Below are 13078 nucleotides of genomic sequence, written 5' to 3' on the forward strand. Positions count from 1 at the left end.
AAGGGCGTGCCATCGCACGAATTGCTCAAGCGCGGTCTGGCGATGGTGCCGGAAGGGCGGGGTATTTTTGCGCGCATGTCGATTCTTGAAAACATCCAGATGGGCGCATACCTTCGCAACGACAAGGACGAAATCGACAAGGACACCGACCGCATGTTCGGCTTCTTTCCGCGGCTGAAAGAGCGGGCCTCGCAGTATGCGGGCACGTTGTCGGGTGGCGAACAGCAGATGCTGGCCATGGCGCGGGCGCTGGTGTCGCGGCCGAAGCTGCTGCTGCTCGACGAACCGTCGATGGGCCTCTCGCCGATCATGGTCGAGACGATTTTCGAGGTGGTGCGGGCGATCTCGGCTGAAGGAATGACGGTGCTGCTGGTCGAGCAGAATGCGCGTCTCGCGTTGCAAGCGGCGAACCGCGCCTACGTGATGGACTCAGGTCTGGTGACCATGTCCGGTGACGCGAAGCAGATGCTCGACGACCCGAAAGTACGGGCAGCGTACCTCGGCGAGTAATTCGTGCTGTCGATAAGGGTGGCGACACGGTGGACTTCCTGTTCTGCGCCAAGCGAGACAAGACCGCGGCCTGCCGCTATTGAGGAGTAGCAATGACAATCGAGTTGGTAGGCATCGTCGGCGCGGGCGCGATGGGCAGTGGAATCGCTCAGGCAGCTGCCGTTGCCGGCCTGAAAGTCGTAGTGATCGATGTCACTGAGGCCGCGCTCGCGAAGGGCATTGCGACGCTTACGCACAGCCTCGATAGGCTGGTCTCCAAGGGCACGCTGGAAGCCGGCGCTCGCGACGCGGCACGCGCCCGTATCGATACCTCGACAGACTATCAGCGTCTTGCAGGGGTCGATCTGGTGATCGAGGCCGCGACCGAAAACGCCGAGCTCAAGACGCGCATTCTGAGACAGATAGAAGCCACCGTTCCCTCCGATACGATCATCGCCTCCAACACGTCGTCGATTTCGATCACCGCGCTCGCGACAACACTTGCGGATCCGCGTCGCTTCATTGGAATGCACTTCTTCAACCCCGTACCGCTGATGCCGCTTGTCGAAATAATCAGCGGCCTACAGACCAGTGCAGATACCGCCGACCGCGTACGCAAGCTCGCGCTGCAGCTCGAGAAGTCGCCGATCACCGTGAAGAACGCACCCGGGTTTGTGGTTAACCGGATACTTGTACCGATGATCAACGAAGCCTTCTTCGTGCTGGCTGAGGGAATCGCGACTGCCGAAGAGATCGACGCCGGCATGCGGCTTGGGGCAAATCATCCGATCGGACCGCTCGCACTCGCGGACCTGATAGGCCTCGACGTGTGCCTGTCGGTAATGGATGTGTTCCTGAAGGACTTCGGTGATTCGAAGTATCGCGCCTGCTTGTTGCTACGGGAGATGGTCGCGGCGGGGAGGCTGGGCCGTAAAACGGGCCATGGTGTATTCAGGTACGACAAGACCGTGTAAACGTATGCACCGTCGCGCGGTGGCGCACAGCATGCGCTACCCACCGCACTCATTAGCCAGAAGAATCGGCACGCGTGACCTTGGGGTAATTGGCTTGCCGCAACAGAATCAGGCTCTCCCGACGTCGCTCTGCGTTCAACACGAGACCAGTGGCCGGCTTCGCACTGTATGGCGCAATACCCATGAACATCTATCAAAGGTCTCCGAAGCAAACGTATTTTGGCTCTAAGTATTCTTCTACCCCTGGCCCCTCCCTCCCCATGCCCGACTCCTTGATTCCGCCGAAGGGAGCGACTTGGCTGAAGACCAGGCTTTCGTTTATTCCGACTACGCCGCATTCAAGTGCCTCCATTACCCGGAAAGCGCGACTGATGTTGGTCGTGTAAAAGTATGCAGCGAGACCGGTCCGTGTGTTGTTCGCAAGGGCAATCGCCTCGTCCTCGTCTTTGAACCGGAGCATACTCGCGACTGGTCCAAGGATCTCATCGCCGCACACGCCCATTTCGGGACGAACGCCTGTGAGAACAGTCGGCCGAAAAAAATAGATCCTGGAGTGAGGCGCGATCCGCCGGTCGCCACGGTCGCACCTGTTTGCACGGCCTCGTCCACGAGGTTTTCTATTCCCGTGACAACCTTGTCGCTAATGAGTGGCCCAATCTGCGTACCCTCGACCTTTCCATCTCCCAGCGTGAGCGCCGATACCTTCGCCACGAGTCGCGCGACGAAATCGTCGAACACATCCACATGCACCAGGAATCGGTTTGCGCATATGGCAGCCTGCCCGGAATGCCGGAAGCGCGTCAATGGCGCCTTTGACCGCAAGGTCGACATCCGCGTCGTCGAAGACGATGAAGGGGCAGTTTGCGCCCAGTTCGAGTGACACCTTTTTAACGGTGGCTGAACATAGCCCCATTAACCTTTTGCCTCCGTCAATCGAGCCCGTAAAGGACACTTTTCTAACGCCCGCGTTTGATACCATCGCGTTCGTGACGGCCTTTCCTTCTCCGGTCAAAACGGATAGCACACCGCGGGGTAGTCCGGCAAGCATGACGGTACAACCGCCCGCCAAAGCCGCGCCGATACGCCTTGCAACCATGGAAGAGGGAAAGGTCCAAGCCGTCATCGCGGCGCACCCCCCAATCGGTTGATGCAGCACCCGGATCCGCTGGGTGCGGCGAGGTGCCGGGATGTTGTCAGCGTAAATTCTTCTCGCTTCTTCAGCGAACCAGTCAAGGTAATTCGCAGCCTGCGTGATTTCTGAACGGGCCTCGTGGAGCGGTTTTCCCTGCTCGCTGCACAGGATGAGGGCGAGATCCTCACGATGACTTTCGACCATACGCGCCCAATCCCGCAATATCAAAGTGCGCTCCTGGCCGCTCCAGTCCTTGAAAGCTGATTTGGCACTGGCGACGGCCTCATCGACCTGCTGCATTGTCACTTATGGCACAGAGCCAATGATCTCATGGCTCGACGGATTCATGACTGGCACCCTCGGCAGTGACGTGTTGTCGACCCAGACGCCACCGATATATGCCGATTGTTCAAAGAGACTTGCGCACCGTAGCTTCATAAGTCACCCCTCCATTCAGCGTTTATGTTCATTTGCTCGGCTTTTTCTCAACGTCCTTTCGCGGATGCGTCAGGATATCGGAGGCGGTTTTTCGAGGCAAATTGCATGACCCGCGAGAATGAGGGCCGCCATCTTCGAATTCCGGGCATCTCGTTTGTTCGTTGTGCTCGGATGCAACTCACTGACCTGCCAAACGTCCGTCGCGGTATCGACTCAGGGTACCGCCTGCGGGCCATATTGCGGGCAGACGCAGCAAAGCTCTCGCATGATGCTGTTGATAAACCACATCGGCATCAGGGTTTGCGATGAGTCTTGCAAAAATTATTTGTTTTCAAAAAACACCGCTGCCTATAATCCAGCCAAGGTCTGTTATGAAACCATTGTTCCGATATCAGACTTAAGACTTTAAGTTACTTGCCGGGTTACGTTGCTCAATGCACGAGCGTGCGGTTTCCGTTGATCGTTTGGCCATTCGAAGGATTCGCAAAATGTTCGAGTTGTTGCAATACCGCATGCAGCTCCTGACAATTGGCGCGGCATTTTTGCTTCATTTTCCCTTCGCAATCGACCATGCGTATGCGTGTACTCCGGAAACGTTCGTGCAGGTTGGATTGGCCGCCCCGATGACGGGCTCCCACGCGGGCTATGGCAAAGACAGCGCAAACCCAAAGCAACTGGCCATTGGCGAAGTCAACGCTCCGAGAGTGACGATCCGTGGCAACCCGGTCAAGTTCCAGCGGGTTACGGTTGACGATCAGGGCGATCTGCGCACCGCAGGCCAGGTTACCCAGCAAGTTGTCGACAGCCATGTAGTTGTGGTCGCGGTAATCACTCATTTCAATTCGACGACGACCCTCCCGTCGTCGCAGATTATGCAAAGGGCCGGAATTTTCATGATCTCGCCGGCAACGACGAACTCCGCAATTTCGCAGGCTGACCGGTACTCGGCGACCAGGTTAAAGGCAAAGAGGATTGCCATTCTCGACGATCGAACTACATTTGGCGCGGGAGATGGAAGAGAGTTGGAGCAGACGAAGGTGTGAGCAGGAAAAGTTTAGTGTGATCGTCAGATAGCGATGCGAGTCGCAGATATTGCACTCGAATCGAGCTATTAATTAGTTATACGAATTAGTTGCCATCTTATTGAAATGAACTTTAGAATGGGAGACCGCCGTGAGCAATTCTGTAGCCAATGTTAAGCTTTCTGTAATCGCGTTTTCGTGCGCGCTTTGCGCCGCCAGCGCTCACGCGCAGTCCACGGTGACCCTATATGGCGCGCTCGACGAAGGTATCGACTACGTCACCAACAGCGGGGGGCATTCTCTTGTGCGGATGCGGGACGGTACATACGATGGCCAGTACGGAAGCCGATGGGGACTGAAGGGGACCGAAGACCTCGGCGGGGGGATCCAGGCGATCTTTAAGCTGGAGGCAGGGTTCAGCCTTGAAAATGGCCAGATGCGACAAGGGGGACTTGAATTTGGTCGGCAGGCTTACGTCGGATTGTCCGACGACAAATACGGTACGGTTACGATTGGGCGCCAATACGATCCCGTCGTTGATTTCTTGCAGCCATTGACTGCAGGTGGTCAATTTGGCGGCCCGTTCGTCCATTCGGGCGATATCGATAATACGGACAACTCGTTCCGTGTGGACAATTCAATCAAGTACGTAAGTCCGAAGATCGCTGGCCTGACGTTTGGCGGAATGTATTCGTTCTCAAACACTAATGCGATTGGGCGCAGTACGACCGGTCTCTGGGGTCTTGGGGCGAGCTATTCTCTGGGCCAGTTTAATATTGCCGGCGTGTACGAATACATCAAAGATCCAGGTGCCCTGCTTGCCGACGGTGACTACGTTCCGAATACAACGGGAGCGGCGATTGGCTCAACGGGCCCGTTCAGCTACGTCGGGCAGCCGGCCAGTCAAAGGATCATGGGCGTCGGTGCATCATATGCGATCGGGAATGCGACGCTCGGCCTGGATTTCAGCGATACGGATTTCAAAGATGCGAATGGCACGACGAGCTCAGTGTACTTCGACAATTATGAAGCATTTCTGCGATACGCTTTAACCCCTAGCCTGACCGTTGGGGGTTCCTACACTTATACACACGGCAAGGTGAACTACAACGATCAGGTTCCAATCTATCACTCGGTCGGGTTGGCGGCATCGTACGCGATTTCGAAGCGCACATCCGTCTACGCGATGGCCGTGTGGCAGAAGGCAGCTGGCGGCGCCAGTGTGGCTGATATCCTCGATGGCGCAGTCGGTGACGCATCGAGTAACAACCATCAGTCGGTAGTCCGAATCGGCATTTCGCACCTGTTCTAGGAGACAGGCTTTTCAACTTCACCCCGGCACCGGCATCGCGGATCTGCTTTGGGCTGAACAGAAACGAATGCTAGTGTTTCAACGCAAATTTCCCTTTGTCGGGGAAGACGGCGATGAAAGGCTAGCAGTTCTTGGCAGAGCAGATAGAAGCAGTGCTCAAGCTATTGGAGTTGGGCATCCCGGTAGCGCAAGCGCACTCACCCGCGAGGATTTTCACTCGATTGCACCAGAAATCTCTTTAAGGAATACCCGCGGCTCCGGCTAATAGCGGCGGTGAGTAAGAATCACGTAAGTGTCGGATCTTAACTTACCTCTACGTCTTGATAAGACGGAATTGTCACGACATAAAAGTAAAACCGGAGACAGGGTATGATAAATGATTATGCATTGATTCTTAACTGTAGGTTTTCTGTTCGAATGAAGGCGATCGGCATAGGACTGATGTTGATTGCCTCGCTCACTGCTTGTGGAGGCAGCTCATCGGATAATTCAGCCTTTGTTGCGTCGTGGACTGCCGCACAAAATGATTCGAACGAAGATCTTGCATCCCTTGGTTACGGCGTATTGACCCCATCCGTTCAGACTTTTACCAATGAGACGGTTCGACAAGTTGCGCACATATCTGTCGGAGGCGAGTCAGTCAGGATTAAATTTTCAAACTTGTATGGGACATCACCTATTCATTTTGACAAGGTCCGTCTTGCCAGAAGCACCGGAATTTCGTCCATCGATCCGTCGTCCGATCTCCCGCTTACCTTTAATGGAAATGCTGCAGTAACCATTGCACCGGGCGCTGAAACCTGGAGTGATGAAGCGAAATTGAAGCTAAACTCGGCTAGTGATCTTGCAGTCAGCATTTACATTAGCGGAACTGCAGTGAACAACACTTCGCATCGGTTTGCCCTTCGTACCAACTATATTGCTGCCGGTGACGTCAGCTCCGCCTCCAGTCTAAACTTGAGCGATCCGTCGTCCATGACTACGTCCTACTACTATTTAAGCGAAGTGGACGTTAAGACAACTGCATCATCCAAGGTAGTGGTGGCATTCGGAGATTCCATTACCGACGGTGTCGGGTCCACGGCAGGCGCCAATTTACGGTATCCCGATCAGCTTTCGGCAATCGGAATCGGTCTCAATCTAGCGCCCCAGGTGTCAGTGGTAAATCAAGGTCTCGGTGGAAATAGATGGCTATACAACGTATTTGGTCCAAGCGGATCATCACGTTTTGCGCACGATGTCCTTGGAGTGACCGGTGTAACCCACACAATCATTTTTATGGGAATCAACGACATAGGCTTTTCGGGCGCTATACCTGGCGAGACTGAGTCTGCAAGCCAAATCATCGCGGCTATTTCCAGCGCAATCGCTCAAGCCCAAGCCGCAAATATTAAGGTTTTCCTTGCGACAATTACGCCTTTTAAAGGGGCCTCATATTATACAGAAGCAGGTGAGGCGCAGAGGCAGACGATCAATGCGTGGATCCGAGGCAGCAAGGACGTAGTAGCTGTCTTTGATTTCGATAAAGCCATTCAAGATCCAAATAATCCGACAGCTATCTTGGCTGCGTATGACAGTGGAGACCATTTGCATCCGAGCAGCGCGGGCTATACAACAATGGCAAAGACAGTTGATTTGTCAAAGTTCCAGTAGGCAACTCGCTAAAGAGGCTGTTTTGGGGTTTGAGGTGCAGTGGAACAAAAAAACCGGGTTAAGCATTTTTATGAGTCGGTGTCTGCTGGATCACGTAGGGGTCGTAACTCGCCCTTGGCCATCGCATCCGGCGCCGAGAACGAATAGCGCCCCAGCATGTTGAGGTGCTCGCGCAACAGCGGTGACAGCCGCCCCATTTCTGCGTCCTTGACCTCATAGCCTTGCGTGCGCAGCTGGATCAAGCTTGCCCCCGTATAGATGGTGTTCCACAACACGATCATATTGAGCATCAGGCCGAGCGCATCTAACGGGTCTTCCTGACCCTCGCGGCAATGCTGACTCTGGCTCGGCGCGCTTGCCATGGAAGACGGCGCGCGCGACGCTCTGGCGACCTTCGCCGCGGTTAAGCTGCGTCAACGTTCCCCGGCGTTTCGCCTCGTCGTCGATATAGGTCAGCGTGTGCAGCGTCTTATCGATGCGCCCGAACTAGGCGATGGCCTGTTCGAGTCGGGTCGCGCGCTTGAGCGCCGTCATGTCGAGGCGTACTGCCGGGTTATCGGGCAGTCTCGCTGCCTCTGCACGGCAGGTACGATCCAGCTCGACGGCCAGGGCGGTAAGTGTCGGCGCGGGGTCGGCCGACAGACGTAGGGTCCGGCAGATGATCTCAGGTAGCTTCCCATTTGGCGCGATCGAGCAGACCGGCACGTGGGCCGGACTAAGGCCTTAACCCCTTCACTTGCGTGAGAGCATCGCGCGGAATCTTCTCAAACATGGTGCGCAACCCGGCATCGGGCACGCTCGTATCCAGCAGCAGTTGGCATGCGTGGGTCAGGGTCGCCGCCTCGTCCAGATCCTTTAAGGCACGCTCAGGCGCGCAAGAAGATGCGCTGATGCTGTGCGAGCGCGACCGCCACATCGAGGTCGATGGGATCCGTGTGGCACTCGCTTCCTGTAATGGCGACCGCGAGGCAGTCTGCAAGGTGTTCGGAATCAGTAAGACGACGTTATGGAGAAAATAGAATGGGACTGCAAGTCGCAAGTAAAAGTGAAGGTCCATGGGGACCTCCGAGGAACTACCGGAGGTCGTGCAGTACTTTGAGCGGAGAGGACAGTGTTGTTTGGCATAACGACACATCGAGATTTGCTGTCGTCACATTGAAAACTTGCGCGCCAGGCAGCCAACCGCTCCTTCTTATCGCCATGCTTGCGAGCACGATCGCAACAGTTGAGACGGTGTCGGGCGCGTGATCTATTCATCCACCGCCACTACGGTCCTGACGATTTTCACCCGGCCCCTATTGATCTCATTGTGCAAGCGCCAGCACCGGCCTGCCATGTCCTGCTTAGTGCAGCTTGATCAACGGATGCGCACGCCCACGCAACCAATGGCTCACCGTATCGAACATCATCCTGGGGAAGCCCGTGAGGGTCATCACGTGCTTGCGGTAGATCAGCCTGTACACAACCGTCGCAAGCCAGCCATCGATGAATATGGGCCGAGCCCGAAGCCCGCTCAGGCTGCCGATGGCTCCTTTGTTGCCGAACCCGACCATCGTGCCCGCGTCGCGGTAGGTGAATTCTGGCAGTGCGTGGCCAGCGACACGGCACTTCATTGCCCGCGCAAGGAATAGCGCCTGCTGGTGTGCGACTTGAGCACGCGGCGCGAGAAAAGCATCCGCGCTGTGCGACGGACACGCGGCACAGTCGCCAAGCGCGAAGATGTTCGTATCGGTTGTAGTCTGCAGCGCGCGGTTCACCAGCACCTGCGCGCTTCGGTTCATGACAACGCCATCCAGCACGCCCAGCACTGGAGGGCCGGCAACACCTGCTGTCCAGATAGCGATGTCGCTCGTCAACCAGATGCCGTTATGCGTGAGCACTGCGTCTGCACGCACCTCGGTAACATGCGTGTCGGTCAGCACATCGACCCCGAGACTGTCGAGCATGAGTTGTGCACGATCGGAGATCTCATCGGACAAGGCAGGCAATATCCGGCCACTGCTTTCGATCAGCCGGATGCGGAAGTCCCGCACCGGGTCGAGCGCAAACAAGCTGTAGCGATTGAGCAGTCGAACGGTATCGAGCAGCGCAGCCGCGAGTTCAACGCCCGTTGCACCGGCGCCCACAATGTTGATGGACACGGGCTCGGTCGCTTGTGCTGGGTTCGTGCGGCGCGCGTGGTTCGCGCGAATGCACGCGTCCAGCAGCTTGCGTCTGAACATTTCCGCGTGCGCGACCGATTCGAGCGGCAGCGCGTGCTCGGCCGCACCGCTTACGCCGAAGAAGTTGGTCACGCTGCCCAATGCGAGCACGAGCGTATCGAAAGCCAGTTGCCGCGCAGGCAGAATCTCGCGCCCATCGGCATCGAGTGTGGCGCCGATCATTGCGAGCTGTTCCGCGCGATCAATACCGGCAAGTTCGCCTTGTTCGAATTCAAAGCCGTTGCGTTGCGCCTGCACCGCATATTGCAGCTGATGCGTAGCCGGATCGATCTGTCCAGACGCTGCTTCATGCAGCAGCGGCTTCCAGAAGTGAGTCGGCGAGCGGTCGACAAGCACGATCTGCGCATCACCGGTCTTTCCAAGTGTTTCGCCAAGACGTGTTGCCAGCCCGAGACCGCCGACACCACCCCCGACGATAACGATCCGATGCGGTCTTTTGCGGGTCGTGCGTGCTGCATGTCGATCAGTTGCGGCCATGATGTCTGTCCTCCTGAAACGTTACGTTGTGTCGAGTTGCGTCGGACCGTTCTTCCGGATCAGCACGAACATGCCAATGAGCCACTGCGCAAGGTCATCAGCACGTTCTCTGAGGCCGAGTATAGAATTCGGTAAAACCACAGCACAATTTAATGTTTATACACAATATATAGGTTGGAGCTTATGCTAAAAGCAGCGACTTTCCGCCAGTTGAAAACGCTTCATACTGTAGCGAAGTTGGGTAGCGTGTCACGCGCGGCTGAAGAGTTGCGTCTGACGCAGCCGGCGGTGTCGCTGCAGATTCGCTTGCTGGAGGACGGAGCGGGCGCGCCGTTATTGCAACGCGTCGGTCGGGGTATACAGCTCACAGCGGCAGGCGAAATCCTCGCGCGTTACGCGCTTGAAATTCTTGATCTATGGAATGGTGCCGCCGACGACCTGGCCGCGCTGCAGGGAGAGCAGGGCGGCACGCTGCGTATTGGAGCAATCACCACGGCTGAATATCTGATTCCGCCGTTCCTCGTGCGCTTCACCGAACAGCGGCCGCAGGTGAAGGTGCAGTTCAAGGTGGGTAATCGTGCAGACATTATCCGGATGCTGGCGACGCATGAGATCGATCTCGCGATCATGGGCAGCGCGCCGCGTGAGTTGCGTACGTTGGCGACGCCATTCGCGAAACATCCCATGGCGTTTGTTGCTTCGCCGTCGCATCCGCTGATGAAAAAAAAACGCCTGTCGCTCGACGATCTGAAAAGCGAAAACATGTTCGTGCGTGAACGGGGTTCGGGTACGCGCTCGACTGTCGAAAATCTATTCAAGCAGGAGGGCCACAAGTTGCACATTGGCTCAGAGCTATCGAGCAACGAAGCGATCAAGCAGCTTGTTGAAGCGGGCCTTGGGATTTCGTTTTTATCGTTGCACGCGTGTTCACTGGAGTTTCAGGCAGGCTTGCTCGCGCTGCTGCCGTTGCCAGGCAATCCAATTGAGCGGGACTGGTATGTGATGCATGTCTCCGACAAGCGCCTGCCGCATGTGGCCAGCCTGTTTCGCGATTTCCTTATCGATCAAGGTATGTCGGGCGCCGTCCCGATTCCGTTGCCTACGCTCACCGCGGCGAAGCGCCGGTGTCATGATTGAAAAAGTTGACAACGCGATCCACGCGTAGCGCCGGCGCTTGCTGTATGGAATGCTGCTCTGTGCGATCGATAAGGTATCCTCTAAATGGTAAATTTCTAAACCGGTTTACCCATTTGCACCAGAACCTTCATCAGCGTATACCCGGGCGCTCGCTTATGCTGTCGAAAGAGATATGCCGTTCCGCGGATAAGGGTATGTCCCGCGCAGCGCGTAAGTTTTGCGTCAGTAATCAAGCAGAGTATCTGATCAGCGCCGACAAATATCGGTGACCTAAACCGGAGACAAGTGATGCGTATGCGATCCCGTTCGCTTGCGGCATGCGTTCGCACCGCGACGCTCATCGCAGCGTTCGCGTCCTCGATCACTGCCGAAGGTCACGCGTTCGCTGCGCCCTATACGCTTCCTGTTCCGTTTTGGCTTTACGCATATGGGTCCGCCGTCGCACTGCTCATTTCTTTCGTATTCTTCGCGTTATTTTCGGCCGTAAATACATCATCGAGATTCTCCGAGAACCGTTCAGGGTCGCGGCGGTTTCGCGTGCGAAGCTGGAGTCTCTACAGGCTTATTGCTTGGATCGCACAAGTCGTCACCGCACTCATCCTCCTTTTTACGATTGTCTGTGGTTTGATCGGTACGCCCAATGCGCTGTTGAATTTCAACATGACGTGGTTTTGGATGATCTTCATGCTCTTGAGCATGTATGCGGCATGTTTGATCGGCGACTTCTATCAAATGGTCAACCCATGGAACGCCGCAATCCGGTTGGCAGGACGTACGGGTCTGGTTTCTTTCAAAGGGATTTTGCGATACCCGCGACGGCTCGGCTACTTTCCAGCCTTGCTTGCTTACTTTGGCCTGATTGCTCTCGAACTATTTGGGAATGCAAGTCCTGAAAAGTTGAGTGTGTGCCTGCTTGCGTACTCTTGCCTGCTATTTGTGGGGGCATGGCTATTTGGTCGTGAAACATGGATCCGGCATGCGGATGTATTTGGAGTAGTGTTTTCGCTTGTATCTCTGCTTGCGCCGATCGAATGGGTGGCGGCCGACGGCTCGTGGCGCATAAAGCTGCGGCTTCCGTTCTCAGGGTTTTCTACGGTAGAGAGTCCATCCTTCAGCATGACGTGTTTCATCGTCTTCATGCTCTCGTCCACTGCATTTGATGGAATTCACGACACCATATTATGGAATACCGCATACTGGGCTAAGCTCTTTCCGATCATCAAGCCTGTCATCGAAAATTACTCAAATGATTTGTACGGTAACGCAGCGAAGGTCTACTACTTGTGGCAATGGCTCTGTCTTGCGCTATCTCCGACGCTGTACCTCGCGGCCTATGCTGCGGTCTTGGTCGCAGGCAAGTGGTTAGTGAGGAGCCAGCGCGCGCTCAACGAACTCATCCTGGACTTTTCGTGGTCACTCGTGCCGATCGCATTCTTCTACAACGTCACCCACTATTTCACCGTTGCAATCAGTCAGTCGCCACAGATCGTCAGGCTTGCCTCCGATCCATTCGGCAAGCGATGGGATATTTTTGGCACTGCTTCAATAAGCATCCCGCCTCTCATACTCGACGCGGGATTCGTCTGGCATGCCCAGGTCGCATTGATTCTCATGGGCCATATCCTGAGCGTTTATCTTGCGCACAGTCAATCATTTCAAAGCTTCGGATCTCGTTCAAGGGCCATCCTCAGTCAGGTCCCCATGGTAGTTCTAATGGTCCTGTTTACAGCAAGCGGCCTGTGGATCCTATCATTGCCCATGGCAGCGGCCTGAAGCCATTGGCGCATTCAACTGTGGAACAAGGAGATCTCTTATGCAAAAGACGGCGGCTGCAGACAACCAATTGGTGCTAGGCACATTCCTCGCGGCAATCTTGCTGTTCGTTGCAATTGGCATTGGCTATAAGGTTGCGAAGCCCTCAAACGCCGCGCATAGCCCTCACACGCATGCGTTCAATGTGACTGCAGGGAAAAAGGACGTTGGTCAATTACTGCCAGTGCTGTCGGTCCAGAAAGGAGACCTTGTTGTGATCAACATCTCGTCTGCGCAAGCGGGAATGATCATGGTCCACGGGTTCGATGATATGCCGCAGGTCGATGCCTTGCATCCAGCCGTTTTTCAGATGCGCGCGACCCAGACGGGGCGATTTTCGCTCCATCTTCACACGTCTAACGGAACTCAAATCGACATCGCGACTATCGAAGTCTCGCCCGACGACTGAT

11 protein-coding genes and 2 pseudogenes are annotated in these 13078 nt (G+C 55.7%); 8 read left to right on the plus strand and 5 right to left on the minus strand.

Annotated features, from left to right (window positions below; all coding sequences use genetic code 11):
* Both ABH944_RS40660 and ABH944_RS40670 read left to right on the plus strand, forming a co-directional pair.
* Positions 1–510: ABC transporter ATP-binding protein (locus ABH944_RS40660; protein WP_404614426.1), on the plus strand; the 510-nt coding region annotated here is incomplete at its 5' end.
* Positions 511–602: 92 nt separating this feature from the next.
* Positions 603–1463: a 3-hydroxybutyryl-CoA dehydrogenase gene (locus ABH944_RS40670; RefSeq protein ID WP_404614428.1), complete on the plus strand. Its 861-nt coding sequence runs from the start codon at positions 603–605 to the stop codon at positions 1461–1463.
* A gap of 193 nt (positions 1464–1656) precedes the next feature.
* On the opposite strand, the gene ABH944_RS40675 is transcribed toward ABH944_RS40670, so the two are convergent.
* On the minus strand, positions 1657–2028 hold the full coding sequence (locus ABH944_RS40675) for an aldehyde dehydrogenase family protein (protein ID WP_404614482.1): 372 nt from the start codon (positions 2026–2028) through the stop codon (positions 1657–1659).
* A gap of 53 nt (positions 2029–2081) precedes the next feature.
* Positions 2082–2895 (minus strand): annotated as a pseudogene (locus ABH944_RS40680) (aldehyde dehydrogenase family protein); the annotation flags it as partial.
* A gap of 626 nt (positions 2896–3521) precedes the next feature.
* Between ABH944_RS40680 and ABH944_RS40685 the strand changes: the two are divergent.
* The 3 genes from ABH944_RS40685 (at position 3522) to ABH944_RS40695 (ending at position 7020) form a co-directional block, all read left to right on the plus strand.
* Complete coding sequence (locus tag ABH944_RS40685) at positions 3522–4076, plus strand: ABC transporter substrate-binding protein (protein WP_404614430.1); 555 nt, start codon at positions 3522–3524, stop codon at positions 4074–4076.
* A gap of 130 nt (positions 4077–4206) precedes the next feature.
* Complete coding sequence (locus ABH944_RS40690) at positions 4207–5367, plus strand: porin (protein ID WP_404614432.1); 1161 nt, start codon at positions 4207–4209, stop codon at positions 5365–5367.
* Positions 5368–5736: 369 nt separating this feature from the next.
* Positions 5737–7020 carry a GDSL-type esterase/lipase family protein gene (locus ABH944_RS40695; protein WP_404614434.1) on the plus strand — a complete coding sequence of 428 codons (1284 nt, stop codon included), beginning with the start codon at positions 5737–5739 and terminating at the stop codon, positions 7018–7020.
* A gap of 68 nt (positions 7021–7088) precedes the next feature.
* Here ABH944_RS40695 and ABH944_RS40700 read toward each other — a convergent pair.
* The 3 genes and pseudogenes from ABH944_RS40700 to ABH944_RS40710 all read right to left on the minus strand — a co-directional run.
* Positions 7089–7542: pseudogene (locus tag ABH944_RS40700) on the minus strand (Tn3 family transposase); the annotation flags it as partial.
* Between the two features lie 193 nt (positions 7543–7735).
* Positions 7736–8077, minus strand: coding sequence for a hypothetical protein (locus tag ABH944_RS44670; protein WP_472975150.1), 342 nt, complete (start codon positions 8075–8077; stop codon positions 7736–7738).
* Between the two features lie 286 nt (positions 8078–8363).
* Positions 8364–9719, minus strand: a complete 1356-nt coding sequence (locus tag ABH944_RS40710) for an NAD(P)/FAD-dependent oxidoreductase (protein WP_404614436.1) — start codon at positions 9717–9719, stop codon at positions 8364–8366.
* 183 nt (positions 9720–9902) lie between these two features.
* Between ABH944_RS40710 and ABH944_RS40715 the strand changes: the two genes are divergently transcribed.
* The 3 genes from ABH944_RS40715 (at position 9903) to ABH944_RS40725 (ending at position 13077) form a co-directional block, all read left to right on the plus strand.
* On the plus strand, positions 9903–10856 hold the full coding sequence (locus ABH944_RS40715) for a LysR family transcriptional regulator (protein ID WP_404614438.1): 954 nt from the start codon (positions 9903–9905) through the stop codon (positions 10854–10856).
* A 288-nt stretch (positions 10857–11144) separates the two neighbouring features.
* A complete protein-coding gene (locus ABH944_RS40720) occupies positions 11145–12629 on the plus strand; it encodes a hypothetical protein (protein ID WP_404614440.1) in 1485 nt (494 codons plus the stop codon).
* A 40-nt stretch (positions 12630–12669) separates the two neighbouring features.
* Entirely contained in the window at positions 12670–13077 is a 408-nt protein-coding gene (locus ABH944_RS40725) for a hypothetical protein (RefSeq protein ID WP_404614442.1), read from the plus strand.
* Position 13078: the final 1 nt, after the last annotated feature.

Origin of the sequence: Caballeronia udeis (assembly GCF_044909315.1) — a bacterium.
Taxonomy (GTDB): domain Bacteria; phylum Pseudomonadota; class Gammaproteobacteria; order Burkholderiales; family Burkholderiaceae; genus Caballeronia; species Caballeronia udeis_A.

Bases quoted from the DNA above. Each gene is read 5' to 3' on its own strand.
- ABH944_RS40670 (WP_404614428.1), top strand. From the start codon at position 603: ATGACAATCGAGTTGGTAGGCATCGTCGGCGCGGGCGCGATGGGCAGT.
- ABH944_RS40685 (WP_404614430.1), top strand. From the start codon at position 3,522: ATGTTCGAGTTGTTGCAATACCGCATGCAGCTCCTGACAATTGGCGCG.
- ABH944_RS40695 (WP_404614434.1), top strand. From the start codon at position 5,737: ATGATAAATGATTATGCATTGATTCTTAACTGTAGGTTTTCTGTTCGA.
- ABH944_RS44670 (WP_472975150.1), bottom strand. From the start codon at position 8,077: ATGGACCTTCACTTTTACTTGCGACTTGCAGTCCCATTCTATTTTCTC.
- ABH944_RS40710 (WP_404614436.1), bottom strand. From the start codon at position 9,719: ATGGCCGCAACTGATCGACATGCAGCACGCACGACCCGCAAAAGACCG.
- ABH944_RS40715 (WP_404614438.1), top strand. From the start codon at position 9,903: ATGCTAAAAGCAGCGACTTTCCGCCAGTTGAAAACGCTTCATACTGTA.
- ABH944_RS40720 (WP_404614440.1), top strand. From the start codon at position 11,145: ATGCGTATGCGATCCCGTTCGCTTGCGGCATGCGTTCGCACCGCGACG.
- ABH944_RS40725 (WP_404614442.1), top strand. From the start codon at position 12,670: ATGCAAAAGACGGCGGCTGCAGACAACCAATTGGTGCTAGGCACATTC.